Origin of the sequence: Bacillus timonensis, assembly GCF_004799755.1 — a bacterium.
In the GTDB taxonomy this organism is placed as follows: Bacteria; Bacillota; Bacilli; order Bacillales; family Bacillaceae_L; genus Ferdinandcohnia; species Ferdinandcohnia timonensis_A.
The window spans coordinates 83,228-108,630 of the sequence record NZ_SLUB01000005.1; the positions used below are offsets into that span (position 1 = coordinate 83,228).

The 25,403-nt window shown below is 37.6% G+C and carries 26 protein-coding genes; 16 read left to right on the forward strand and 10 right to left on the reverse strand.

Translation table 11 applies throughout. The features are described from left to right. Positions 1–126 precede the first annotated feature (126 nt). Positions 127–1,353, forward strand: a complete 1,227-nt coding sequence (locus E1I69_RS04905; RefSeq protein WP_136378481.1) for a DUF438 domain-containing protein — start codon at positions 127–129, stop codon at positions 1,351–1,353. Between the two features lie 62 nt (positions 1,354–1,415). Here E1I69_RS04905 and E1I69_RS04910 read toward each other — a convergent pair whose 3' ends face one another. Both E1I69_RS04910 and E1I69_RS24595 read right to left on the reverse strand, forming a co-directional pair. Continuing rightward, complete coding sequence (locus E1I69_RS04910) at positions 1,416–1,619, reverse strand: hypothetical protein (RefSeq protein WP_136378482.1); 204 nt, start codon at positions 1,617–1,619, stop codon at positions 1,416–1,418. Between the two features lie 521 nt (positions 1,620–2,140). After that, positions 2,141–2,281 carry a hypothetical protein gene (locus E1I69_RS24595; protein ID WP_154670396.1) on the reverse strand — a complete coding sequence of 47 codons (141 nt, stop codon included), beginning with the start codon at positions 2,279–2,281 and terminating at the stop codon, positions 2,141–2,143. Positions 2,282–2,474: 193 nt separating this feature from the next. Here E1I69_RS24595 and E1I69_RS04915 point away from each other — a divergent pair, with 193 nt between their 5' ends. Then, complete coding sequence (locus tag E1I69_RS04915) at positions 2,475–2,891, forward strand: DUF1284 domain-containing protein (protein ID WP_136378483.1); 417 nt, start codon at positions 2,475–2,477, stop codon at positions 2,889–2,891. Between the two features lie 24 nt (positions 2,892–2,915). On the opposite strand, the gene E1I69_RS04920 is transcribed toward E1I69_RS04915, so the two are convergent. Then, entirely contained in the window at positions 2,916–3,932 is a 1,017-nt protein-coding gene (locus E1I69_RS04920) for a DUF1646 family protein (RefSeq protein ID WP_136378484.1), read from the reverse strand. Positions 3,933–4,149: 217 nt separating this feature from the next. On the opposite strand from E1I69_RS04920, the gene E1I69_RS04925 reads away from it, so the two are divergent. The 6 genes from E1I69_RS04925 to E1I69_RS24775 all read left to right on the forward strand — a co-directional run bounded on the left by E1I69_RS04925 (position 4,150) and on the right by E1I69_RS24775 (position 10,945). Then, the gene (locus E1I69_RS04925) at positions 4,150–4,641 is read left to right on the forward strand and encodes an RNA polymerase sigma factor (RefSeq protein WP_136378485.1); all 492 of its coding nucleotides are present in this window, start codon (positions 4,150–4,152) and stop codon (positions 4,639–4,641) included. Beyond that, positions 4,634–5,212, forward strand: coding sequence for a hypothetical protein (locus E1I69_RS04930; RefSeq protein WP_136378486.1), 579 nt, complete (start codon positions 4,634–4,636; stop codon positions 5,210–5,212). The genes E1I69_RS04925 and E1I69_RS04930 overlap by 8 nt, the downstream gene beginning before the upstream one ends. Next, a complete protein-coding gene (locus E1I69_RS04935) occupies positions 5,209–5,949 on the forward strand; it encodes a hypothetical protein (protein ID WP_136378487.1) in 741 nt (246 codons plus the stop codon). The genes E1I69_RS04930 and E1I69_RS04935 overlap by 4 nt, the downstream gene beginning before the upstream one ends. A gap of 138 nt (positions 5,950–6,087) precedes the next feature. Then, positions 6,088–6,549 carry a MarR family winged helix-turn-helix transcriptional regulator gene (locus E1I69_RS04940; protein ID WP_136378488.1) on the forward strand — a complete coding sequence of 154 codons (462 nt, stop codon included), beginning with the start codon at positions 6,088–6,090 and terminating at the stop codon, positions 6,547–6,549. 2 nt (positions 6,550–6,551) lie between these two features. Further along, positions 6,552–9,680: an MMPL family transporter gene (locus E1I69_RS04945; protein WP_136378489.1), complete on the forward strand. Its 3,129-nt coding sequence runs from the start codon at positions 6,552–6,554 to the stop codon at positions 9,678–9,680. A gap of 206 nt (positions 9,681–9,886) precedes the next feature. Beyond that, positions 9,887–10,945, forward strand: a complete 1,059-nt coding sequence (locus E1I69_RS24775; protein WP_207308507.1) for a peroxiredoxin family protein — start codon at positions 9,887–9,889, stop codon at positions 10,943–10,945. Positions 10,946–10,967: 22 nt separating this feature from the next. On the opposite strand, the gene E1I69_RS04955 is transcribed toward E1I69_RS24775, so the two are convergent. Next, complete coding sequence (locus E1I69_RS04955; RefSeq protein WP_136378490.1) at positions 10,968–11,552, reverse strand: DUF1836 domain-containing protein; 585 nt, start codon at positions 11,550–11,552, stop codon at positions 10,968–10,970. 161 nt (positions 11,553–11,713) lie between these two features. Here E1I69_RS04955 and E1I69_RS04960 point away from each other — a divergent pair, with 161 nt between their 5' ends. From E1I69_RS04960 to E1I69_RS04970, 3 genes are all read left to right on the forward strand, one after another. Next, positions 11,714–12,391, forward strand: a complete 678-nt coding sequence (locus E1I69_RS04960) for an SGNH/GDSL hydrolase family protein (protein ID WP_136378491.1) — start codon at positions 11,714–11,716, stop codon at positions 12,389–12,391. Between the two features lie 327 nt (positions 12,392–12,718). Further along, positions 12,719–13,306 carry a peptide deformylase gene (def, locus tag E1I69_RS04965; RefSeq protein ID WP_136378492.1) on the forward strand — a complete coding sequence of 196 codons (588 nt, stop codon included), beginning with the start codon at positions 12,719–12,721 and terminating at the stop codon, positions 13,304–13,306. Positions 13,307–13,328: 22 nt separating this feature from the next. Further along, positions 13,329–14,498 carry a MalY/PatB family protein gene (locus E1I69_RS04970; protein WP_136378493.1) on the forward strand — a complete coding sequence of 390 codons (1,170 nt, stop codon included), beginning with the start codon at positions 13,329–13,331 and terminating at the stop codon, positions 14,496–14,498. Positions 14,499–14,544: 46 nt separating this feature from the next. Here the strand turns inward: E1I69_RS04970 and E1I69_RS04975 are convergent, their stop codons facing one another. Further along, positions 14,545–14,973 (reverse strand): DUF4064 domain-containing protein, encoded by a 429-nt coding sequence (locus tag E1I69_RS04975; RefSeq protein ID WP_136378494.1) that lies wholly within the window; start codon positions 14,971–14,973, stop codon positions 14,545–14,547. A 371-nt stretch (positions 14,974–15,344) separates the two neighbouring features. Between E1I69_RS04975 and E1I69_RS04980 the strand changes: the two genes are divergently transcribed. From E1I69_RS04980 to E1I69_RS04995, 4 genes are all read left to right on the forward strand, one after another. After that, complete coding sequence (locus tag E1I69_RS04980; RefSeq protein ID WP_136378495.1) at positions 15,345–16,352, forward strand: TAXI family TRAP transporter solute-binding subunit; 1,008 nt, start codon at positions 15,345–15,347, stop codon at positions 16,350–16,352. A 78-nt stretch (positions 16,353–16,430) separates the two neighbouring features. Next, a complete protein-coding gene (locus tag E1I69_RS04985; RefSeq protein ID WP_136378496.1) occupies positions 16,431–18,437 on the forward strand; it encodes a TRAP transporter permease in 2,007 nt (668 codons plus the stop codon). Between the two features lie 161 nt (positions 18,438–18,598). Beyond that, positions 18,599–19,984 carry an aspartate aminotransferase family protein gene (locus E1I69_RS04990; protein ID WP_242634533.1) on the forward strand — a complete coding sequence of 462 codons (1,386 nt, stop codon included), beginning with the start codon at positions 18,599–18,601 and terminating at the stop codon, positions 19,982–19,984. Positions 19,985–19,988: 4 nt separating this feature from the next. Beyond that, positions 19,989–20,837, forward strand: coding sequence for a MurR/RpiR family transcriptional regulator (locus E1I69_RS04995; RefSeq protein WP_136378498.1), 849 nt, complete (start codon positions 19,989–19,991; stop codon positions 20,835–20,837). A gap of 26 nt (positions 20,838–20,863) precedes the next feature. Here the strand turns inward: E1I69_RS04995 and E1I69_RS05000 are convergent, their stop codons facing one another. Together E1I69_RS05000 and E1I69_RS05005 are read right to left on the reverse strand one after the other, a co-directional pair. Continuing rightward, positions 20,864–21,871, reverse strand: a complete 1,008-nt coding sequence (locus E1I69_RS05000) for a DUF3231 family protein (RefSeq protein ID WP_136378499.1) — start codon at positions 21,869–21,871, stop codon at positions 20,864–20,866. A gap of 86 nt (positions 21,872–21,957) precedes the next feature. Further along, entirely contained in the window at positions 21,958–22,446 is a 489-nt protein-coding gene (locus E1I69_RS05005; RefSeq protein WP_136378500.1) for a hypothetical protein, read from the reverse strand. Positions 22,447–22,618: 172 nt separating this feature from the next. On the opposite strand from E1I69_RS05005, the gene E1I69_RS05010 reads away from it, so the two are divergent. Continuing rightward, a complete protein-coding gene (locus tag E1I69_RS05010) occupies positions 22,619–23,224 on the forward strand; it encodes an alpha/beta hydrolase (RefSeq protein WP_136378501.1) in 606 nt (201 codons plus the stop codon). 212 nt (positions 23,225–23,436) lie between these two features. Here E1I69_RS05010 and E1I69_RS05015 read toward each other — a convergent pair whose 3' ends face one another. The 3 genes from E1I69_RS05015 to E1I69_RS05020 form a co-directional block, all read right to left on the reverse strand. Beyond that, positions 23,437–24,402, reverse strand: coding sequence for a nuclease-related domain-containing protein (locus E1I69_RS05015; RefSeq protein WP_136378502.1), 966 nt, complete (start codon positions 24,400–24,402; stop codon positions 23,437–23,439). Between the two features lie 269 nt (positions 24,403–24,671). Beyond that, positions 24,672–24,821, reverse strand: coding sequence for a hypothetical protein (locus tag E1I69_RS24665; protein WP_165439141.1), 150 nt, complete (start codon positions 24,819–24,821; stop codon positions 24,672–24,674). Between the two features lie 124 nt (positions 24,822–24,945). Further along, positions 24,946–25,290 carry a gamma-type small acid-soluble spore protein gene (locus E1I69_RS05020; protein ID WP_136378503.1) on the reverse strand — a complete coding sequence of 115 codons (345 nt, stop codon included), beginning with the start codon at positions 25,288–25,290 and terminating at the stop codon, positions 24,946–24,948. Positions 25,291–25,403: the final 113 nt, after the last annotated feature.

Here is a 25,403-nt window from a genome sequence, read left to right on the forward strand (position 1 = left end):
TAGTTAGGACTCACGTTTGTGGGTCTTTTTATTTTGTAATGTGATTCGAATCACGAACCTTTTCCTTAAACTATGTTACTTTCATCATAGCAAGTGTTTTCACATAGTTTGAAAGGAGAAATTTGTGTGAGTGAACTTATTAATAACCGAGAACAATATAAAATCAGTGATATAGAGAGAGAACGTATGATCAAACAAAGCTTTTTGGATTTACATAATGGGAAATCGGTAGAAGAGATTAAATCCCGTTTAGCAAATAAGGTTGGTTATATTACGATAGGAGAGATCTCTAGACTACAGCATGTATTAGTGGAAGAAAAGAACATTCCTGCAGGTGAAGCAACAGAAATTTGTTTACAGCATCGGGAGATTTTTAAAGATTTAATAGAAGAAACCATGGCTACTCATCCTGAAGAGCAACCTGGGCACCCAGTGCACACATTTAAGCTTGAAAATAGAGAATTAGAAAAGCTAGTAAACGATAGAATCAAGCCGCATTTGCAAACTTTTGAACAAGAGGATCATGAAGAGAACCGATTGAAGTTACTTGAGGATTGCAACCTTTTATTGGATATTGGTAAGCATTATGAAAGAAAAGAGCAACTCCTTTTTCCATATCTTGAAAAATACGGAATTTATGGACCGACCAATATGATGTGGAAAATCGATGACTTTATACAGGATGCAATCAAAGATGCTAAAAAAATGCTGACAAATTACGAGGGGGATAGGCAGTCTCTCGTTGATGTTATTCAATTTTTTATTGACCAAGTAAATGAGATGATTTATCGGGAAGAAAATATTCTTTTCCCAATGTCCTTAAATAATTTAACAGAAGATGAATGGATGAAAATTGCAAATGAAAGTGATGAAATTGGATTTTGTTTAATTTCACCTGAGGATTGGAAACCGGCACGAAATGTCATTGAAGATGCAGACATCGCAACAAAAGGATTTATTAAGATGGAAACAGGGATTTTATCTTTAAAACAGCTTGAATTACTGTTAAACCATTTACCGGTTGATATTACGTTTATCGATAAGGATGACGTCGTTCGTTATTTTTCAAAAGGAAAAGAGCGTATTTTTGCAAGGACAAAAGCAGTTATTGGGAGAACGGTTCAAAACTGTCACCCACCAAGAAGTGTTCACGTTGTGGAAGAATTACTTGAAGACTTCAAATCAGGAAGAAAAGATGTTGAAGATTTCTGGATTAAAGTAAAAGGGAAATACGTGTATATCCGGTATTTTGCCGTTCGGGACGAGGATGGAGAGTATATCGGAACAATGGAATTCTCGCAAAATATAGCACCCATTCAGGAAATAGAAGGAGAAAAACGGATTTTATCATAAAGGAAACGAAAAATGCTGACACTGTAGTGTCAGTGTTTTTTAGGGGATGGTAGTGTTCTCAATTACCCACAAAAATAAAAAGAACCATCATTTCCATTAGTGAATGATTGGTTCTTATATTTGGTACGGTATAAGTGATCTTTTTTCGTTTTTGTCATTCTTGATTGCATATCGATTAATGCAAAGGGACTTCTTCCGTTTTCGGGATTTCGCTTTCCTTCACGTACAAGTTTTTCACGCTTTTTCCGTGCGTTTGATTTTGCCATTTTCATCACCTCTTCAAAATATTTACATCTTCAGTATACATCGTTTGTCCGTAAGTTTCCATCGCGAATTTTTCAAGTTTATGGGCAATTTCCCAAACAGAACCCACATCTTTGAATAGGATATAAACGAGTATTAGATTGGGGAGGTGCCGATTTTGGCTGATAACAAAGAAATGGAAAACCGTGAAGAACAAGAAACTCAACGAGTGGATGCATGGGAATTCTTTTGGGGAAGAAGACCAAGATCTCAAGAGGAAGAAATTGAAGAAGAATAGACTATTCAAAAGTACCTGCCACCATAGGTATAAGCAACTGTGGTGATTGGTACTTTTCTTTTTGGGGTGGGAGTAGTTGGGATTGGATTATTGGGCATTGAGGTCTTACGGAGGATTCGGACGACAAACACGGTAACACCTATCAGAGTCGGAAAAACTTTGACTTTTTAAAAAAAGATGACCGTGATGACGATGACCAAGACTAATAAATAAAATGAGGCCAGGACTACTCCTGACCTCATTTTTTTACATGTTTTCCTCAAATACATCTGTTACATCATGTGGTCCATACGACTGATTGGATGGAATGACAAGGGTTATTCCAGAGAAATTACTTTGATTACAAAATTCATCTATTCTATCATTTATGTTCGTTACGATGTGCATGGAAAAACTCCTTGTTTTAAATTCCAATTGGCTTTTGCGACAAACAACAATCATTTTCAGGGACTCAATAAAAAGGGTACCATATTTTTCCGGTCATTGGTAAGAAAATAGAAAAAGTTAAACAAATTTTTGAAGTTTTAAGATAAAATATATGTAAACTAAAAATTAACTGTAGTTAACAAAGGGGGCAATTATGTACAAACTGCGCGGTCATCATTTATTTTGCCTTTTGGGTTACCGGGGAATGGGCTATTCTCAGGAATACGTGGAAAATATGACGATTGTCCATCAAACCCTTAGAAAGAACCCAAAAACATTAGTTCAGATTGTAAAAGGAACGGATCATTTATGTGAGAAGTATCCAAACAATGGGAAATACCATTGTGAAGACAATTCCATCTATGAAAGGGATGTTCAAATTCTAGAAAAAATGGGTCTCCGAATTGGACAAATTTTAAGGTGGGAGGACGTCGAAGCACGAATCCAAAGGGATGTCGTGCCATCCGATATTCAAACAGTCTGCGAATCCTGTTCATGGCGTTCATATGGTGTTTGTGAGGAAGGAGTACAAGAAATTCTTGATGGAAAAGGACTGCGAGAAGTCAATTAAAAAATGCCTAGGAATAGGCATTTTTTAAATCAAATAAATAATCAAGAAATATCCGAGCATGACACAAAGCCCCAATGGTACGCCAAACTTCGCCCATTCTTTACTGGTAATGTCCAGTTTTCCTGCTGCAATGATATTCGGAATGTTCCCTGGAATCAGCATTCCTCCACTAATCATTAAACCTAGCAAAATCGATTGAATCGTAAAATGGTCCATCGCCGGACTAATTTCTGCAGCTGCCAAAGTGGCGTTATCAAGAATCGCGGAAATCATATTTAACCAGTATAGTAACAATGGATCAAGTCCGATGAAATAACGATTGATCATTGGCTCAAAGCCTGAACCTAATAAAGTTAACCCCATTACGAAAAAATAAATCTTCAGGGCTCGTACGAAAATTTCCTCATAGGTCTCACGATTTGATTCTTTTTCAATTGATTCTTTTTTCCGTTTTGGTGGTTCAACTACAAAGGTTGCCAACAAACCAAAAAGAAGGAATGAAGCAAATATTTGTGGACCAATTAAATCGATTAAAAAGAAAAAATCTTCGTTAAGCTTGCTGATGGCAATCGTTGATAAGGGTTCTCCGATTGGGGTCAGCGCTGCGCCTAAACCAATTGAAAAACACGCAATCACGACGAAACGGATGGCAGACCCACGCTCAAGCTTAAGTGAAGTTACAATCAATACAAGTACAAGTGCCGCAATGATGGCTGTTATGACACTTGAAATCAGCCCTAAAAAGATGACAACCATCCCCAAAAAAAAGCGAAATGGAATTTTGCGACTCATTCCAACAATTGTTCTTTCCAAGGGTGTATGAAACCATTTAAATAGTAGCCCCGCAATTAGAACAGCTAGTGTAATCTTAATTGGGTCCACGGATGCTCGTACAAAAAGCTGGCTGTTAAATACACCACCTACCACCGCAGCAAGAAGCCCCATGAAAAAGAGAAAGACTTCTAAATTTTTTTCGATCAGCTTAACTGAAAATGGTAAAAGCAAGACAAGGATTAAAATCACTAATAGACCGAAAAACATTCACATTCCCCCTACTTTCCTAAAATGTCCTCCCCTAAGCAAGTAATAAAATCATATGCGTAAAGTCGGACAAACTTGCTTATTTTTTCATTTACATAGGACAGCCCATGGATTAAGCTTTGGGAGATTAGTATATTAAAATTAGTTGTAACGAAAACGGATTACAAGGTACTAATACAATGTATGAACAAAAATCAAACATGATAGGGAGAGGAAAATGGAGCTAGAGGAGCTATATAAAGAAGTACAACCACGAATATATGCTTTTTTCTTTATCAAAACCTCTAGCAAGGAGATTGCGGAAGACTTAACGCAAGAGGTTTTCTATGAAGCGCTTAAAAGCATTCATACCTTTTCACAGCAATCATCAATCAAGACGTGGTTATTCTCCATTGCGAAAAATCGATTGTTAAAGTATTATCGCTCCAAAAAATATAAGACGCAGCTAAACGAGTTGCTTAAAAAAGAAAAAGGGGAATCGACTACACCGGAAGAGGAAGTACTAAAACGGGAAGTGAAACAAAATTTAATCGAGCATATCAACCGGTTAGATGATATTTCAAAAGAAGTTGTAACACTAAGAATATACGGAGAGTTATCGTTTAAAGAGATTGGCAGCTTGCTAGGAAAAAGTGAAAACTTTGCCAGAGTCACATTTCATCGGGCGAAACTTAAGCTTCATAAGGAAATGGAGGGATATCATGGATAAACGTAAACAAGCAATTATTGAGGATTTGCTTCCTCTCTACAATGAAGGACTGTTGAGTCCAGAAACGACCGCATGGCTAGAGGAACAAATACAAGATAACCAAGAACTACAAAAGCTCATGGACCAAGCAATGACGCCGCTCGAAAAGGATAAAATCGAATCGCCTGTTCAGCACGATAAAATGATCATAACCATCAAAAGGAGGCTCGCACTCTATCAACTCATTTTTATTGGGTTATCCTTTTTCCTTGCCATTCAAACATCCATGCTCAATGAAAGCTTTGGTTTTATATTATGGTATGCAGTACTTGGATTACTCACTTACCTATTTTACAAAGATATGAAAATTGTTTTTTACATCTCTTTTATCCCAATCTTTATTTGGTCACTTGGTGGGAATATAGGTGATTTTTTACAAGGGGACATGGGTTCCACAGTTTCCTTCGGGCAGTTTTTTCTGCAATCCGTTATGGGATCCATCCTGGTAACCTTGATTCATTATTTATTTGCTTTCATCGGCAGCATGATTGGATTTTTATATCTAAAAATAAGGATTGGTGAGGATAAATGAAAAAACGAAAAATACTGTATAGCATTCTACTTGGATTGCTCGTTTTGTTCGTCCTATATATCTATAACGAATTTAATGGAAATCCAGTGAGTAAACTATATTCGACAAAAATTCTTGAAAATTATTTAGAGGAGACGTACCCTGACCGCGAGTTCCGGGTTGAGGAGGGGTTCTATAATTTTAAGTTTTCAAGCTATGATTTTAATGTAATTGAAATTGGTGCGACTGCTCCTAATGAGAACGGACCAAAGACATATGAATTTAACGTTAGAGGATTGTTAAAGCCTTATGTTATTTTAGATTCCATTTACACAGAGAATTTAGATGAGCCGCTAATGGAAAAATTAAGTGCGGAAGCTCAAACCGAAATAATGGAGATATTGATGCAATCCGTTCCGACCGTGAAAGGAATTGGGGTTTCTTTAGAGGTTCAAAAAGGTAATTATGACTCGAATACAACATGGAACAAGGATATGAAACTAGAAAAGCCCATCAGTATGCATATTGTGTTGGATTCAACCCAATCAACAAAGGAAGATGTTTTAACGGATGCCCAAGTCATTCAGGAGGTTCTTAATGACAATCACTATTCCTACGCAGATGTCACTATTAACGGGAACATCATTGATGACTCTAATGCCGAATATATAAAAGATGATACTGGATATGTAAAGTATTATGTCTCATTCGAAAAGGAAACAGACATTGAATTGAAGGATATTGAGGTAATTGAATAGCGGAAAAATGAATCAACATCTCTCTTCTTTTTAGAGGGATGTTTTTATTGACATTTAATATGGTGCGAATTATAGTTAACAATGTTAATAGTTAAATAGTTTAACTATTATTTTTATAATGTGAGGTGATTTCAAACAATGACTATAACAAACATTAAGGATTTAGTTGATTCTTATATAGATGTATCTTTTTCAGTAAATACGACCGCGGAGTCGCTCGTGAAGGAACAAATCGGAAGTGACCTTACAAATGAACAGCATTATACCCTTCGCTACATAAATAAGGTTGGTTCGTGTACATCAACAGAACTTGCAGATGTTTTTGAAGTGAAAAAGAGCGCGATTACTGCCATCATTAATCGACTATTTGAAAAAGGTTTGATTCAAAGAACACGGGATGAAAATGACCGGAGAATTGTTTACTTAACATTGTCAAACAAAGGAAATGAACTATTTTCGAAGACAGAGGAGCGGGTTCATAAGCTCGTCGAATCGATCATTGGTGAATTTTCTGAAGAGGAAATTGTTCAATTTCTAAAAACCTATGAAAAGCTAAATGGAATCCTACAACAAATAAAAAATAACAGGGTGGTGGATTAAGCATGAGTTTTATCATTAAACGGAAGTGGTTTGTCCTAATTGCATGGATTGTGGTCGTTGCTGGGTTATTTCTTGCAGCTCCGAATATGGCGGACCTTGTCCGTGAAAAAGGCCAAATCACTGTTCCAGACGAATACTCATCCTCCATTGCAGGGAAAATCTTAAACGATGCCCAATCCCAAGAGGGTGGAGGAAACGAAACACAGGTTGCACTTGTGTTTCACGATGAAAAGAAGCTAACAGAAGACGAAATCAAAGAAGCTGAACGGGCAATTCGGCTTCTTGAAGAAAAGAAAGACGAGATCGGAATTACGGAAATCCTAACTCATTTTAACGAAGATACATTGAAGGAACAGCTTGTTTCAGAGGATGGAAAATCAATCCTGGCATCTGTAACAGTGAGCTGGAACGATCGTGAACCAAAAGAAGTTGGCGAGGCTTTATATCAGGCAATTAAAGAAGTTAAGGTTGATCACTATTACACAAGTGAATGGCTTATTACCGAGGACCTGATGACGAGTGCCCAAGAAGGCTTGAAAAAGACAGAAGGTATTACAGTTGTCTTCATTCTCGTCGTTCTTTTACTAGTATTTAGATCATTAATAGCACCTATTATTCCACTTGTGACAGTAGGTTTTGCTTATCTTGCTTCACAATCGATTGTTGCGATGCTTGTTGCTCAATTTAACTTTCCAATATCAACCTACACTCAAATTTTCTTAGTTGCTGTTTTATTTGGTATTGGAACAGACTACTGTATCTTACTATTAAGCCGCTTTAAAGAGGAGCTTTCCCATCGAGAGAGCTTAACAGAAGCGATTATTGAAACATATAAAAACGCAGGACGCACTGTACTTTTTAGTGGAATTGCGGTCATGATTGGTTTTTCGGCAATCGGGTTTTCACAATTTATTTTATATCAATCTGCTGTCGCTGTAGCAGTTGGGGTAGCCCTTTTATTAGGTGCCTTGTTTACTGTCGTTCCATTCTTTATGGCTGTTTTAGGGAAAAAACTATTCTGGCCTTCTAAGAAAAACTTGGAACATGGGGACAGCAAGATTTGGGGAGTAGCTGGTCGATTCTCATTAGGTCGTCCATTGTTATCGTTATTAGTTGTAGCTGCAATCGTTGCTCCATTTTTATTTGTATATGATGGTGACATCTCCTATGATTCATTAGAGGAATTAAGTGGTGATGTAAATTCAATCAAAGCCTTCAACGCTATCGCAGGCAGCTTCGGACCAGGTGAATCCATGCCCACTCAAATCGTGTTAAAAAATGATGAGGCGATGGACTCCACCGAATATATCGAACTGGCAGAAAGAATCAGCCAAGAAGTGGAAAAGGTAGACTTAGTTGACACCGTTCGTTCTGTTACACGACCAACCGGCGAACCAATCGAAGATCTATTTGTGGCAAACCAAGCGAAAACACTTGAGGAAGGTCTTGGTGAAGGGAAAGATGGACTCACTCAAATTAAGGAAGGCTTAGAGGAAGCAGGTAGTGAGCTCTCAAAATCAGAGCCGGAGCTTAAAACGGCTACGGATGGAATTGGTGAGTTAATCACAGGTACAAACCAAGTCAAAACGGGTCTTACCGAAATCCAAACCAATCTTTCGAAAATCGAGTCTGGCATCCGTAGTGGAACAGCTGGCATCGATACGATGATTGCCGAGGTTGATAAGGCAAAAGCCGGCGCGGAAGAATTAGGAACCTATTATAATAATCTTTTAGCTGGGTATAGGGATGCTCAAGGTGGTATTGCTACATTACTTGAACAGTACTCAGGAGTGGCTTTACAGCTAGATCAACTATCAACACAAATAAATCTATTTAACGAACAAGGGTTTATAGATTTTGAGGGCAGGTATCAAGGGGTTACCGGGGATCCATTTTACGGTGGTGTTAAAGAAAGCATTCTTACCTTACAACAAGGAATCCCTGCCATATCTGGTGGTATAAAGACATTAAATGGTCATCTTTCAGTGGCAAATGATGGATTAATAGAAGCTAACGCTGGTTTCGAGCGATTACTGAAGGAGCAGGCAGCACTGCCAGCAGGTTTTGAACAGCTAATTGCTGGTCTTGAAAAACTGAAAGGAGGACTTCTTCAAGCGGCAAATGGGCAAGGTCAAATTGTTCAAGGAATGCCACAAATCACAAATGGTTTAACCGGTATTAATGACGGCCAAAAGCAACTTCTTGATGGGTTCGGAAGCCTTGGTGGTCAAATCACCCAATTAACAGATGGACTCACGCAAAGTGCCGAGGGGCTTAGACAGGTTTCAGATGGTTTAGGTTCTGCTCAAGACTATTTATCTGACCTTTCAAACTCTGAAGATTTAAATGCTTTTTACATGCCAGAAGAAGTGCTGGAAAGTGACGATTTTGCACAGGTTCTAGATGTATACATGTCTAAAGACCATAAAATCATGACATTGGATGTCATTTTTAAAGCAAACCCATATTCGAATGAAGCAATGGCTCAAATTGACGAAATCAAGGCTGCTGTTGAAAGAGCCACGAAAGGTACAAAGCTTGAAAATGCCGATGTTGCACTAGGTGGTATCACGAGCACGAATACGGATTTAAGCAAAATGTCAGAGCAGGACTATTCTCGAACAATTGTCTTGATGTTTATCGGGATTGCGCTTATATTAATTTTCTTATTCCGTTCATTAATCATGCCTATTTATATCATCGGTTCATTGATTTTAACCTATTACACATCAATGGCAATTAATGAAGTAATTTTTGTTAATATTCTTGGATACACCGGAATTAGCTGGGCCGTTCCATTCTTTGGATTTGTTATCCTCGTCGCACTCGGGGTTGACTACAGTATCTTCTTAATGGATCGCTTTAACGAATTCCGCGATATCTCAGTAGCAGACGCAATGCTTCTTTCCATGAAGAAGATGGGAACTGTTATTATTTCAGCGGCCATTATTCTCGGAGGAACGTTTGCCGCGATGATGCCTTCTGGAATGCTATCGTTGCTGCAAATTGCGTCGATTACACTCGTCGGACTTATGTTATACGCATTTGTGATTCTGCCATTATTTATTCCAGTTATGGTCAAAAACTTTGGCATTGCCAACTGGTGGCCGTTCAAACGACCAACAAATTAACGAAAATGAGGCTCCAATTGTGGGGTCTCATTATTTTTTAGCGGAAAATTTAACTCATTGTTATGTTTACTGTCACTATTTAAAAAATACTGTCACTATCAGAATAATACTGTCACTATCTAAAATTTACTGTCACTAAGCATTTTAAGAAATTAATATGATTTACATTGTATAATAGTTGTACTAAATCACGACGGAGGACAAGCATGCATTTTATACAAATTGGTTCTTTAGCCATTATGACAAAATGGATCATACTTGGAATAGGATTAATAGCAGGACTACTTGTTGCACGTTTCTGGTTATCTAAAACACAACCAAAAGAAATAACCAAGACAGTTCTAAACCTACTCACTAACGGTATTTTAATTGGTTTTTTATCGTGGAAAGGGAGTTTAATCCTTCTTGAACCAAAACTCGTTATGAAAAGTCCAATGTCCTTACTGTATTTTACAGGTGGTACGAAAGGTCTTGTAATTGCATTCGTAATTACATTACTCAATTTACTGTATTATATGAAAAAGGGTACTGTTCACCCAATCCTTCTTATTCGTTCGATTCTAATTACGACCTTCACAACTTTGATGATCTATGATTTACTGGCATTATTTTGGTTGCAGGAACAGATAGTTCTCCATTTTATAAAATCAATGAGTGCATTCTTTCTGTTATTGTTGACATTCTATTATAGAAGACAACAGAAAAAGGAAGTGTTTCATTTGTTTAAAAAGACAGCACTCATTGTGGGTTTAACAGGGCTTATTGTATGGACCATCAATAGCAATATTTCATTCGCAATACCAAAAGAAGAGGCAGAAACAGTCGAACAAAAAGTTGGAATCTCCGATGGTCAACTGGCACCTGATTTTACCCTAAAAACAATAAATGGAGAAGAAATGAAGCTTTCGGCATTTAGGGGAAAGAAAGTCATTTTAAACTATTGGGCGAGCTGGTGTCCGCCTTGTAAAGCAGAAATGCCACATATGCAGGAGTTTTATGAAGAAAACAAAGAATCCAATGTAGTTCTTTTATCCGTTAATTTAACAACTGCGGAGAAGAAGGGTTCGGATGTAGCGAAGTTTGTAGAGGACTACGAGCTCACCTTTCCTGTCATGCTTGATGAAAAAGGGGATATCGGACAAACCTATCAGGCTTACGCCATTCCAACGAGTTATTTAATTGATACCAAAGGCGTTGTTCGGAAAAAAATTGTAGGGCCGATGGATAAAGAAATGATGAACGGGTTAATCAATAGCGTTAAATAGCGGAATAAGAAAAGTGAGCCAATCACTTTTCTTTTTTTTCGCCCTGTTCACTTATTAACTCATCTACCAATGTTTCTGCAGCACGACGGTAAAATTGACTAGCTGTAATAAAGGATAAAATCAAAAGTACTTTTTTTAATTGTTCATCCGCATTAGAGCCCATCTCTTCTGCTACATCCTTCATTTTGGTCTCAACGTCCTTTTTGAACTCATCCCCATTTTTACCAAATAGGGAAAGATAACTCTTATAAAAGTCCTCAAGGTTAAACGCATTATCATCCATAATCCGTTGGTTCACAGGATAAAGTGTCGCTTTTATATCATTGATGGATATTCCACTTTTAAGTTGATAAATCAAACTAAGTAAGATCAAGTGCTCCCTTGAATATTTTTTGTTTTTAATCGGTATCAGCAATTTTCCTTTTGCGTAATTATTGATCATGGTTTTCGTGAGGATCTTTTCGTCCTCGTTTCTTTTTGTCGTGGTAAACGTATTTTCAAAGAGTTGGATGACTTGATCCATATATAAATCAATTTGTGGAATATCCTCTAAAAAGATATTTTTGTCAATTTCTAACACGTTGAGCAAATCCTTCTCAATCTCCACTTAAACAACCTCATTTTTCCATTAATTTGTTATTTAGTTTACCTTATAACTACCAAGAAGTAAATCTTGACTATATGATATGATGGGTATATGATTATATGTAGTATTGAAAACCACATATGGTAGTAACGTGAAAATAATAATGATAAGCGGGGATATATATGAAAATTGTATGTTTTGGTGATAGTTTAACAAGAGGTGTTTCTTTTGTGAAAGGTCGCATGCGAATTTTAAAAGAGAATTATCCAGCATTTTTACAGCAATTCGCTTCTGATCATTTTACAGTTATGAATAAAGGTGTTTTTAATGATAACTCTGATTTATTATTGTCCCGTGTTGAGAAAGATGTAATTGCCGAACATCCGGACTACGTGATTATTAATATTGGCGGTAATGACTGCAATTTTAAATGGGATGAAGTGGCTGAAAAACCCGAAGCCGAGCATCAACCCATTGTCCCGATTGAACGATATATCGAAAATCTAAAACAATTGATTCATAAAATCCAAGATTCGAATAGTACACCTATTTTGATGACATTGCCACCCCTTGATCCTATTCGCTATTACAAGTTGCTTGCCGAAAAATATGGAAGCTCCATTAGTCATTGGATCAGCCTTCAAGGAGGAATTGAGCACTGGCATGGCCTTTATAATCGCAGCATTAATAGCTTAGCTGAGCAATTAAATGTGCTAAAGATTGATGTTCGTTCAGCTATGAAACATACAGGGAACTTACATGATTTTATAAGTGATGATGGCATTCATTTGACAGGTGAAGGTTATAAGACAATGAGTAATGAAGTTTTTAATTCATTATTAAAAAACGCACCGATTTAAAATGCTTCCAGTTCCGGAGGCATTTTTTTCTATTTCACATAGAATACATCTTGTGTATTGTGAAAACACTGTATATCAATGGACATAAACGTAAGAGAAAGCTAAGATTAACTATATTGAGTGGGGTCTTTAACCCCGACTCAATATAGTTAAAGCCTCCGGCGGAGACATGCGATTTTCAAAGGAAACTTTTCGAGCATAAGATCAAAGACTAAGAACGCCACGTCCTGATGTCTTCGTCTTTGTGACCCACCTCGTGTAGGCCTAAAAAATCTGGGCGCAAATACGCCAAGGCGCATTTGAGTAGATGAAAAAGAGAAAAGGTAGATGAAAAAAATGTACTATAAATCTGATTATGTGATTACGATGAAGGATATTGTTCGTGAGGGGCAACCGATTTTAGCACAAAAAACGAAAGAGGTTCCTGTGCCATTATCTGAAGAAGACAAAGAATCCTTGACGAGCATGATGAATTATTTGAAAAATAGTCAAGACCCTGAGCTTGCAAAAAAATACGGCTTACGACCAGGAGTTGGTTTATCTGCAAACCAAGTCGGTCTGGATAAGCGTATGTTTGTCACTTATTTTACAGACTTTGATGATACATTATATGAGTATCATATCGTCAATCCGAAAATTATCAGCCATTCTGTATCGATGACGTATTTGCCTGAAGGGGAAGGATGTCTTTCAGTTGATCGCCCAGTAGAAGGCTATGTTCCAAGATATGAAAAAATTAAAATAAAAGCATTCGATATCAATGGACAAGAGATTTCGCTTCGATTAAAAGGGTATGCCTCCATCGTATTTCAACATGAAATGGACCATTTGAACGGAATCATGTTTTACGATCATATCAACAAAGAGAATCCATTTAAGTTACCAGAAAATGTAGCAATAAAAAGTTTATATTAATAATAAATGGAGGGGTTTGGCTTTGAAATATAATTTTGATGAATCGATTAATCGATTACAGACGAACTCAGTGAAATGGGATGAGGTAGAAAACTTGTTTGGGGACAAAGAAATCCTTCCGATGTGGGTGGCTGATATGGATTTCAAATCACCGCAGCCGGTCATTGACGCTTTAAAAGAGAGAGCGGATCACGGAATTTACGGATATACAACAAGACCTGATTCCTATTATGAAGCAACAGTGGGGTGGATGCAGCGTCGTCATAATTGGACGATAGAAAAGGATTGGATTATCTTTACGCCTGGTGTCGTACCCGCACTTGGTATAATTGTCCAAAATTTTACAAATCCAGGAGATAAGATCATCATTCAACAACCCGTTTATTATCCCTTTATGAGTGTAATTGAAAAAAATGGCCGGGAAATTGTCAATAATCCTTTACGACTTGAAAATGGACGTTATTACATGGATTTTGAGGACCTTGAGAAAAAAATTGATCCATCTGTAAAAATGATTATTCTTTCAAATCCACACAATCCTGTCGGCCGTGTTTGGGCGAAAGATGAGCTCACAAGACTAGGAGAAATTTGTTTGAAACACAATATACTTGTTGTTTCAGATGAAATTCACTTTGACCTTGTATATGAGGGAAATGTGCACACTCCATTCGCATCGATTTCCGAGGAGTTTGCCGGGCATTCGATAACCTGCACTGCACCAAGCAAAACCTTTAATCTTGCAGGCTTGCAAACATCCAATATGATTATTCCGAACCAAGATCTTCGTGAAAGATTTACGAAAGCACTCGAAGATCGTTTTATCGGTATGACCAACACATTTGGAGTAACTGCCCTAATTGCAGCATACGAAAAAGGAGAAGAATGGCTTGATCAACTCCTTGTCTATTTAAAAGGAAATCTTGATTTTCTAAACGAGTATATTAAGTCGAACATCCCAGAGGTAAAAGTAATTGAACCAGATGCAACATATCTTGTGTGGCTTGATTGCCGTGAGCTTGGAATGGATGCAAAAAAATTAGAAGAAGTCATCCAAAAACAGGGGAAAGTTGCATTTGATGAAGGGTACATTTTCGGAAAAGAAGGAGAAGGCTTCACCAGAATCAACATTGCTTGTCCAAGGGCACTGTTGGAAGAAGGCTTGAAACGGTTTAGTCAGGTACTAAAAAAATAGATCATATAAAAAGCTTGAAGGTGCGAAACCTTCAAGCTTTATTCGTTTAATATTCCGGATTAAATGTTTCCTTTTGCTTTCGGACGAGACATAGGATACCTGCAACTAAGTAAAGGATACTTGAGATAATCGAGATAAGCACTGTTGCGAGTGCACTAAGCACAGCAACGATAATCAAAATAATCCCAGCCGCCTTTGGATGTTTATCACCTTTTAAAAGAACGAGTGATACAATTCCAAGAATAATAGCAAGAATTCCCACGATGATAAAATACCAGCCTCCAGCTGCGATCATATCAGTCATAAATCCCATATCGACTCCTTCAAGTGCTGGGTCTGTAGCAGCCATGTTCTCCATTTCCTGTGTAAATGCATTATCGCCACTAAGACCTAAAAACATAAACCCAAATAAACTAATTAATGCAAAAAAACAAGCTCCAATAATCGTTAACACAATTTCCCCTGTACGTTTCATAAGATGGTTTCCTCCTCGTAAAAATGTTTCTTTTTGATTGTACTATAGAGTGTATAGTATGCAATCCTTTTTTCCTAAACCTCTCCAAAAATGGAATTATCCTATTTACGAAAGGAGGCGGAAAAAGGTTTCAAAAAAGGTGAGAAAAATGCGATATACATTTTATGATCATCCCATAGGATGATAAAGGGAATTATTTCGAATATGTTAAGAGAATATTAAAAAAATTTTGCAAATCACAATTGGTTTGTGTTAACCTAGTAATATAGGTGTTGAATTGGAAATTATACCATTTTAATCCAAAATAGTAGTTTGGTAGTAACCTCATTCCTGAGGGTCTACATAAAAAAAGAATAATAGGGGGAATGCAAATGCTAAAGAAGTACTCATTTCTTACTTTGCTATTAGCATTGGTTTTAGTCATTGCAGCTTGTAGCAGTGATAACACGAATGGTGAGGACAAGGATGAAGGCGGAGAAGGTAGCGGAAAATCCGGTACAGTAGATCTTCTCATGGGTACGGGTAGCCAAGGTGGTACCTATTTCCCACTTGGTGCAGAAATGGCGAATGTTTGGAACAAGAATATTGAAAGCGTTAACGTAACATCAACAGAGTCTGGTGCATCTGTAGAGAACCTAGCGAAAATCTCAAACGGGGAATTTGACCTTGGGATGACTGTTAATCTACCAGCATATGATGCACTTAATGGCGAAGGCGATTTCAAGGGTAAGAAGGTTGAAAACTTCGCCTTTATCGGACATATTTATCCGGAGGTTCTTCAAATTATTACACGTGAAAGCACTGGTGTGGAAACAATCGCTGATCTTAAAGGAAAGCGAATTGCGATTGGACCTCCTGGAAGTGGAACACAAACAGCAACGAAAGCTGTTTTAGCAGCTTATGGTATAAATGATGGGGATTATGAGGCGTACCAAGAAGGATTTGGTGATGCAAAGTCAAAGCTTCAGGATGGTACAATTGATGCTTCATTCGGATTATTAGGATTACCAGATGCGGGAATAGATGAACTTCAAGCATCAGTAGGAGATGTAAAGTTCTTAGAGGTAACTGGTGATGAGCTAAAAACGGTTGAAGAGACAAGTGGATATACTGGCTATACAATTAAGGCTGGCTCATACGAATGGTTAAAAGAGGATGCCAATGTTGTCTCAGCATATGCAGTCCTAGTTGCAAACACAGATACAGTAGATGATGAACTAGCATACCAACTTGCAAAGGTTATGCTTGAAAAAGCAAGTGAAAATACACATGCACAGGCAGCGCATATGACAAAAGAAAACGCGCTTAGCGGATTAGGAGATTTACCAATCCATCCAGGTGCAGAAAAATATTATAAAGAAATCGGAATACTAGATTAATAACCTTAGAAAAAGGGGCTTGACACAATGTGTTTTGCCCTTTTTTTACCAATAGTTTATGACCAGGTGGTGAGAATAATGAAATGGTGGAAGAAAAAGGAGATGAGCGATTCAAACAAGCTTACTCAACAGGATGAAAAACTAACGACAGAGGAGATACTTGAAAAATACGACCGGGAAAGTACGTACCGACGAAATTTAGGAAAGTGGAAGTGGGTCGTTCTCATTTTGGCGGTTGGTCTTACAATCTTTCATTTATTCACAGGTTATCGGGGTGCTTTCGAGGCTCGTATTCAAGGACCGATTCATTTAGGAACAGCGCTTGGCTTAATCTTCTTATTGTATCCTATAAAAAAAGGACTTCATCGTAAGCAAAAGGGAATACCTTGGTATGATGTAGTCTTAGCGATTATTGCGTTAGGTGTCGGTTATTATAATGTCATATTTTATGAGGAGCTTGTAACGGAGCGAATTGTCTTTGGGTATACGACTCCAGACTTTATCGTAGCAACATTAGGGGTTTTACTTGTTCTTGAAGCAGCTAGAAGATGTGTTGGACTCCCAATAGTGATTGTTTCAAGTGTGGCGATTCTTTATGCGTTGTATGGAAACTTGATTCCTACGAAACTATTTGCTCACCGGGGATTTTCTTGGGATACATTAGTGACCGATTTGTATTTAACTACGAAAGGAATCTATAGTACACCCATTCAAGTGTCTTCGACTTTTATCTTTTTATTCTTGTTTTTTGGTGTAATGTTAATCCGAACGGGTGTTGGGCAGTTTTTCAATGACATTGCCTTTGCCCTTACAGGCAGGTTTACGGGTGGTCAAGCAAAAGCAGCGGTCGTAGCAAGTGCTTTGCAAGGAATGGTTTCTGGTAGCTCAGTAGCCAATACGGTGGGTTCAGGTTCTTTTACCATTCCGATGATGAAAAAAGCAGGGTATAAGCCAGAGTTTGCAGCTGCAACTGAAGCTTCGGCATCAACAGGTGGTCAAATTATGCCGCCAATCATGGGGGCAGCCGCATTTATCATGGCTTCTTATACAAATATCCCGTATAGCCAAATCATGATTATTGCCATCATTCCAGCGATCCTCTATTTTTTAGGTGTATTCTTGGGAGTTCATTTTGAATCTAAAAAGATTGGAATTGTTGGGGCTCCAAAGGAGACCTTACCAAAAGCAAAGAAATTAATGCTTGAGCGAGGGTATTTATTATTGCCGCTGATCGTTATTTTTTATACGTTGCTAACAGGCAAAACGCCAATGCGTGCCGCTTTACTTGCCATATTAGTTTCATTCTTAGTAAGTCTTGTCCGGAAAGATACAAGAATGTCTTTAAAAAGCATGATTGGAGCACTTGAGGAAGGTGCAAGAGTTGCCTTGCCAGTAATTGCAGCTTGTGCATCAGCCGGTATTATTGTTGGAGTCGTTGTTCAAACAGGTCTTGGTGGCCGTATTGCAGACGGAATCATTGCATTAGGTGGAGGAAGCCTCATTCTTACGTTGTTCTTTACCATGATTGCTTGCTTAATTCTTGGTATGGGTCTTCCTACTACTGCAAACTACGTTGTCACAGCAACAATGGCAGCGCCGGCATTAATACTTGGATTAGATGTACCAGTTCTTGCAGCTCATATGTTTGTGTTCTATTTTGGAATTGTAGCAGACATTACTCCCCCAGTTTGTCTCGCAGCTTATGCTGGTGCAGGTTTAGCGAGGGCAAATCCATTTGCGACGGGAGTTACGGCAACCAAGCTAGCAACTGCTGCATATATAATCCCATTTATCTTTGTAATCAACCCACAAATGCTTTTAATAGACTATGAGATTCCATTCTTAACCATATCGGTGATAACTGCGATCATTGGCATGATTGGAATTAGTACCGCAATGGTAGGCTTCTTCATAAGAAAAACATTTTTCTGGGAGCGAATTATTCTATTCGCAGCAGGGCTTTCACTTGTTTCACCGAGTATTTATTTCGGAGCTGCAGGTGTATTGGCCTTATTGGCCATTTTATTTATCCAATCACGACGGCCGAAAGAACATATTCAGTCCCCAACTGTTTCACTAAGCTAAGGCTCAACCACCCTTTTTAAAGGGTGGTTTTTTACTGTTTTTGTAGAATGAAAAATGAATTCGAGAAACCTATTTACACCCATGCTTGTCATGTTCTATAATGAAATAAAAATTTCAATGGTAATTAAAATGAAATGTATATTTCAAAGGGGTGTTTTAGAGTGACAAACTTTCATTCTGACCAATGTCTTATTTCAGAAAAAACAAGTAGGTCAGCACATTATTTTTTGAATGCGAAATCCGTTATTCCTGGTGGAGTTTCTGCGAACATTAAATACTTTTCACCACATCCAATTTTTATGGAAAAAGGTAATGGGAGCCGTTTAGTTGATGTAGATGGAAATGAATATCTTGATTATTTATTATGCTATGGTGCACTTCTTCTTGGTCATGGTCACCCAGAGGTTACTTCAGCCGTGTATAATCAATTAACTTCAACGGGCACAACAGTTTTTGGAGCACCGCATGTTTTAGAAGTAGAAATGGCAAATAAACTTATTGATTATTTTCCGGGTATTGAGATGGTTCGCTATACCAATTCAGGTCTGGAGGCAACTTTATTAGCGATTCGGATTGCACAAGCGTATACAGGCAAGGCGACTCTCGCTAAATTTGAAGGTCATTATCATGGAGGCTATAATGAAGTTTTGTTAAGCGTAAATCCAACAATCGATGAGGCTGGTCATGAGAAGAGACCAAACTCTGTACCAGAATCGAAAGGAATATCAGAGCGCTATGTCGAAAATACAGTTATTCTCCCTTTTAACGATTTAGAATCAACAGCACAGTTATTAAAAAAATATAAGGATGAAGTTGCCGCTGTGATCATTGAACCCATTCAAGGTGGATTTATCCCGGCTGAAAAAAGTTTTATGGAGGGGCTTCGCAAACTAACGAAGGATCTGGGGATACTTTTAATCTTTGATGAGGTTAAGACCGGATTTCGTTTAACTCTTGGAGGAGCACAATCCATTTACGGGATAAAACCGGATCTTACAGCACTGGGAAAAGTGTTGGGTGGCGGTTTTCCAATTGGAGCAGTTGGTGGACTTCGAGATATTATGGAGATAATGAATCCTTCTAATGGAGGAGATATTTTATCAGCAGGTGGAAAGGCTGCGCAGAAAGAAGATGTTTTATTTCATAGTGGAACCTATAATGGTCATCCCATTGTCTTAGCTGCAGGAATAGCAACCATCAAAGTTCTCGAAGGCGCTAATGTGTACCCTGAATTAATCCAAAAGACGGATTATCTTCGTTCTAGCCTTGAAAAACTTTACAATTCATACGGGATCCCTATGCAGACTGTTGGGGTGGGGAGTATTTTTAATATCGTGCATGCCAATCATCCGATTCGAAATTACCGTGATTTAATCAAGGCAGATATGAATTTCCGTAAAAAATTGGATGATGAGCTTTTGAAGCTTGGAATCTATACAAAGCCACTTAATCGTTACTCAATGTCTATTGTGCATTCGGAAGAAGATCTTAATGAAACAATCAGTAAACATGAAAAAGCGATTAGGAAAGTGAAAGGAATCGAGTAAATTAATGCAAGAGGTATATCAAATCATTACAAATAAATTAACAGAAATGAGTAAATCACAACGCAAAATTGCGACGTATGTATTAGGTCATACAGACTCTGTTCCATTCTTTACAGTAGGACAGCTTGCGAAAATGGCAGGTGTTAGTGAAGCGACTGTTGTTCGTTTTTCTACATTTCTTGGATATAGCGGATATCCGGAGTGGCAAAAAGCGATGCAGGATTCTGTGAAAAGGCACCTTACCACAGTGGAAAGGTTAAAAATCTCCGATGATATTTATGATTCAGAGGATAAAGCTGTATATGACATGTTTCAGGCGGAAGTAAGCCGAATTCAAAAGATGGCAGACGAATTCGATATAACTGCCTTCCGTCAAGCAGTTCAAGCTATTATCGATGCAAAACGAATTTTTATTGTTGCCAATCGAAGTGCAGTTTCCCTTGGTTCCTTTTTAGAGTTTTATTTGGACGTATTGTTTGAAAATACGGAACTAATCAGAAACCCGAATGGTATTTCCGAAAAGTTATTCCGAATAAATAACGAGGATACAGTAATCGGACTAAGCTTTGCAAGGTATACAAAGAATACAATCGATGCCGTTTCTTTCGCAAAAGACCGCGGGGCAAATGTCATTGCCATTACAGACACGGTGCTTTCCCCCTTGATTCCCTATGCCGATATTGCCCTTTTCTCGCCAAGTGAAATGCCATCCTATATTGATTCGTTTGTTGCTCCGTTAAGTTTAGTGAATGCTTTATTAACGGAAGTGGGGCGAAAGAAGCGGGGAGAAATTGAAAAACATCTTACTGATTTAGAGGAAGTATGGGATCGATTTCAAATTTTCCATAAATAAACGACGTGCCTTTAATGGCACGCCTTTTATTTATGTTCGTTCCTTAATCTATTTCGATCCAGATTTGAAGGAGGTTCCTGCATCCATCCTCGTTCAACTAACATTTTAAAGCCTTTTGCAGCATATAAGAAAATCTCTCCTATTGTTTTTGTATAGAAAGCAACTAAATCTGTCCTCATCGATAATCCCTGGGCATGACCAATAAGAGTAATATCGATACTGTTTAGAGCATGGAAGAGCGTCAGAATAAGTTTATCGGAAAATGGAGAAACGGTCGAACCCGTTACCTCCATAGGGATAGAGGTTGTACCCATAAGATTTTCATGTTTAAATAAGTCATTAATAAAGGTGATTTGCTTCTCGGAAATATTTCTTCCGTCTTTAATAAATTCCAGGATTTCCTTGTCTTGGACCACTTGTTGAAACCCCATACAAAGGACAATCGCGAAGTAATTCCGTTCAATATTAAAAAACATGTCGGTTATTTCCAGCACATTTAACGGTCTTTTTTCACCGATGATCTTTGTTAAATAGGTAGTCTTTTCAACATACTCATTTTTAGAAGGATAAACTACCATAGGTGGTCTGTCATACATTCCCTTTTCAAGCATTAACTGTGTGGCCTCATTATATTGCTTTAATGCATCAGATAGGCAATTTGAAAAAAAGGATCGCACATCATCTCTGGCAATATTGGATGTAATGAAACTAAAATTAATCATGTTCATACGACTCATCGCATAAACAAATGTGAGAGCAAATGGATCGTAAAACAGTGGTGGGGCAGACAGGTTTAAATCCTCATCGCCAAATGCATCAGGGATTGGGATTTTTTCTTGAAGAAAAATTTCTTTTATTTGTTTCATTTGCCCACTATAGATGTGATCAGACTTTTTCAAAATCGTTTTAATGTCTTCATCACGTAAATGGTAAAGAAAATATTTGATTAAACAAACGGTCATACTACCCTGTATAAAGGTTGTCCATAATCCACCAATTTCGGCACTAGATAAGCGAACATTATGCTTGTCCATGAGGCCACCTCCCCCAATATTATCTATGGGTAGTATAGGTTAAATATCGGATTCTATTCTTTTGCATAGAGACGCACTAAATCATTTTATCCTTTCATTGAACGATACAATTTATTTAATTCCTCATTAATGATTTTCATTTCTTCATAAGCTTCATCTGTCTTCTGTGGGTCACCCGTCGTAATCCCTTCAAGCTGCAAGTTCATGGCTTCCATGTATTTTTCAATCGAGGCTTGAACATGGGTCCTAAGTTCATGCAAATTTTTATTAGTTGGTTGTTCATCAAGCTCAATTAAGTTGTAAATATACATTGCCTCTTCGTTTGCGATTTGCATTGTTTCAATGGCTGCCTCAAGTTCATCCTCTTTTTTCATTTCATCTAAAAGCATATCTAGTTCTTCATTTAATTGAATGAACTTTTGTACATGACTTTCTAGGCTTTCTAATAATGCCAGATCTTTCTGCGAGAGATTTTGACCAAGGGTGCTGTACAGTTCTGTAGCTGTCTTTGAATTAGAAGTACATCCTATTAAAAATGTTAGAAAAATAAATAGAAAAATGGTTTTTCGACTCATACTTACCCTCCTAAAAACGTATATAAAAGGATATGAGACTTGTCCAAGTTATATGACAATTGACAAATGGATTCGAGTATATTATCTTGAAGTTAAGATACTTTAATTTGATCTTTTAATTAAATTTCAAGTAGGAAATACTAGAATGACCAATTATTTGGAGGTAATTATAATGAAGCATATATTCCAAGAAGGCAAAGATAAAACAAAACCAACCCTACTTTTGTTACATGGAACAGGTGGAACTGAATCAGATTTATTGCCGCTGGCTCCACATATTGATGAAACTGCGTCTATATTAAGTGTCCGTGGAAATGTATCTGAAAATGGCATGCCTCGTTTTTTCCGTCGCTTAGCCGAAGGTGTTTTTGACATAGAGGACCTTATTTTCCGAACAAAAGAATTACATGAATTTCTCGATGAAGCTGCAAAAAAGTATTCATTCGATCGAAATAACATAGTAGCTATCGGATATTCAAATGGAGCCAATATTGCGGGAAGCCTATTGTTCCATTACAAGGATGCATTAAAAGGAGCAATCCTTCATCATCCAATGGTGCCAAGACGGGACATTGAATTGCCAGACCAAACAAGTACACCAGTATTCATCGCAGCCGGTAAAAATGATCCAATCTGTCCTGCACAAGAAACAGTTGATCTTCAAAATCTATTACAAGACGCAAATGCGGATGTAGAAGTTCACTGGGAAAATCATGGGCATATGTTAACCGGAACAGAGGTTGCAGCAGCAGCTGAGTGGTATAAAAAGCATTTCTAAGGGCTAATTGCGCTTTAATTTAGTCCGATTGCGCTTTATTTTTAGGAATTGCGCTTTAGCAAACGAGAATTGCGCGTTATTTTTAGGAATTGCGTTTTATTTTTAATCATTGCGTTATAACTAAATTTGACATTAGTCAAGAACCCAAGAATGTTGTGGTATCAACACACAAACTTGGGTTTTATTTTATAGATCACTCTTATAGGAAAATCTCACTTATCCTCATAAAAATACACACTACCTTTTGTTTTTCCTTCACGATGTAAATTCCAAGATCTTAATATGTTTCTTGCTGCATGACGAGAGGGGAGAAGGAGAAAGTCGCGTAGTTTTTCGTTTGTGATTGTATTTCCTTTGAGAAGAAAATAATGTGATATGGAGTCAAGATATGCATCATAGGATGAATGTCCACAGTTATTACACTTCCATTTGCGAGGAGTTCTCTCCATAGGTAATGTTTCACATACAGGACAGTGTACTCCTTTTAAGAGTTCGCTTTCTTTAATTCCGAATCGATCTAAAATATTTCCATCAAAAGGGGTATCTAGCTGTAGTAATAGTTTTGTTAACCTATGGATATGTTTATTCTCTAGGATTGTTTTTCGGTTTTCTTTCTCAAATTGTTCTATTTTTGATAGGAGACTGGCACTGTGGATAATTTTATGTGCGTAAGGATGATTTGGTGAGGACGTAAGTGTAGTCGAAAGATTTGTGAATACAACTAGCGATTCAATTGGGATAATTGGGAATTTGTAAGATTGTAACAGTCTCCTTAGTTGCAGTTGATGACGGTGCAATTGAGTAGTAGGACAAGCATAGGTTTTTTTTATGTTGTCATAGGTCTGAAGCATCTGGCTAAATTGATGATCAAAATAAATTTCACCTTTATGATTTTTGGCATCAAGATCAAGAATTAAGGAATTTGAAAGAAGGAGGGTATCAATCTCGAAGTGGGTGTTCGTTGATTTATCGGGAAGGCGAAGTCCGTTTAGAATCCTGTATTGTTTTTCGGGAAGGAACTTTAAATAGTAATCCAATGATTTTTCACCTTTATATCCGCTCATCCTTATCCGTAGGCGTTCCTCAACGAGTTCATATTTAGGATGAGATTTTGGTATGCGGATTCGTATGGCTTTTAACTTTTCAATTTCCTTAGAAACTTTTCGTTCTTTGTTCATTTGTTTAGCTCCTTTTATTAGAATAGAGTTTTAATTCAATAAAAAAAGCCACAATCCTGCATGATTCGAGAAAAAAATTCCGTATTTTATAGATCCAGTTAACGTGATTGCGCTTTAATTTAGTCTAATTGCGCTTTATTTTTAGGAATTGCGCTTTAGCAAACGAGAATTGCGCGTTATTTTTAGGAATTGCGTTTTATTTTTAATAATTGCGCGATAGCAGTAATCACATAAAAAGAGGTCAAGGCGAACCCTTGACCTTCTTACTTCTATTTCTTTTTCTTCTTTTGAACATTTTGTTTTTCTGCTTCTACTTCTGTATAGGATGCAAATTCAACAAGTTCTTCACTGATTCTGTTCCCTTTTTTGACATTATTATTTCGCTGTGCATTTGCATTTCCACGCTTTGTTCTACCCAATTCCTTCATCTCCATTCTTAACTTTTCATTTGGTAGTATGAGTCATTTAGAACCTTTTATGTGGTGCCTAGACAATTCTTAAAAACACCTCCACATAGTGTGGAGGTGTTATAGAAAAGGGCAACTAGCGATTTTTGTTAGCTTGTGATTGCTGGTTCTGTTTTCGAACTTCAGCTACATCTGTTTCGCTAGCAAATTCGGTACTGAAAGAGGAACCAGTTGAAGTGAACTGTTGTTGCCCAACAGATTGTTGGAGCTGTTGTGCGGTCTGCTCTATCTGATTTAATTGCTGAGCAGCATTCAATTCACGTCCTGCAAATCCAGGGGCAGCCTGTTGTGCTTGTGGTGAGCTTTGTTGGAATTGTTGAGCATTCATTTGCTCTGTTTGGGCTAATTGTTTAGCTGTTTGTTTAATCTGATTTAAAGCAGATTGAGCCTGTGCTGGAATTTGCTGATTGTTGTTTTGCATGTGGTACCTCCCAGACGAATTTTTTGGATTATCAAAAGGTGTTCACCTTTCAAAAATCCTTTCTTAATTTGTGTAAAAACGACCATTCTCATGTGATGAAAAAAAAACTATAT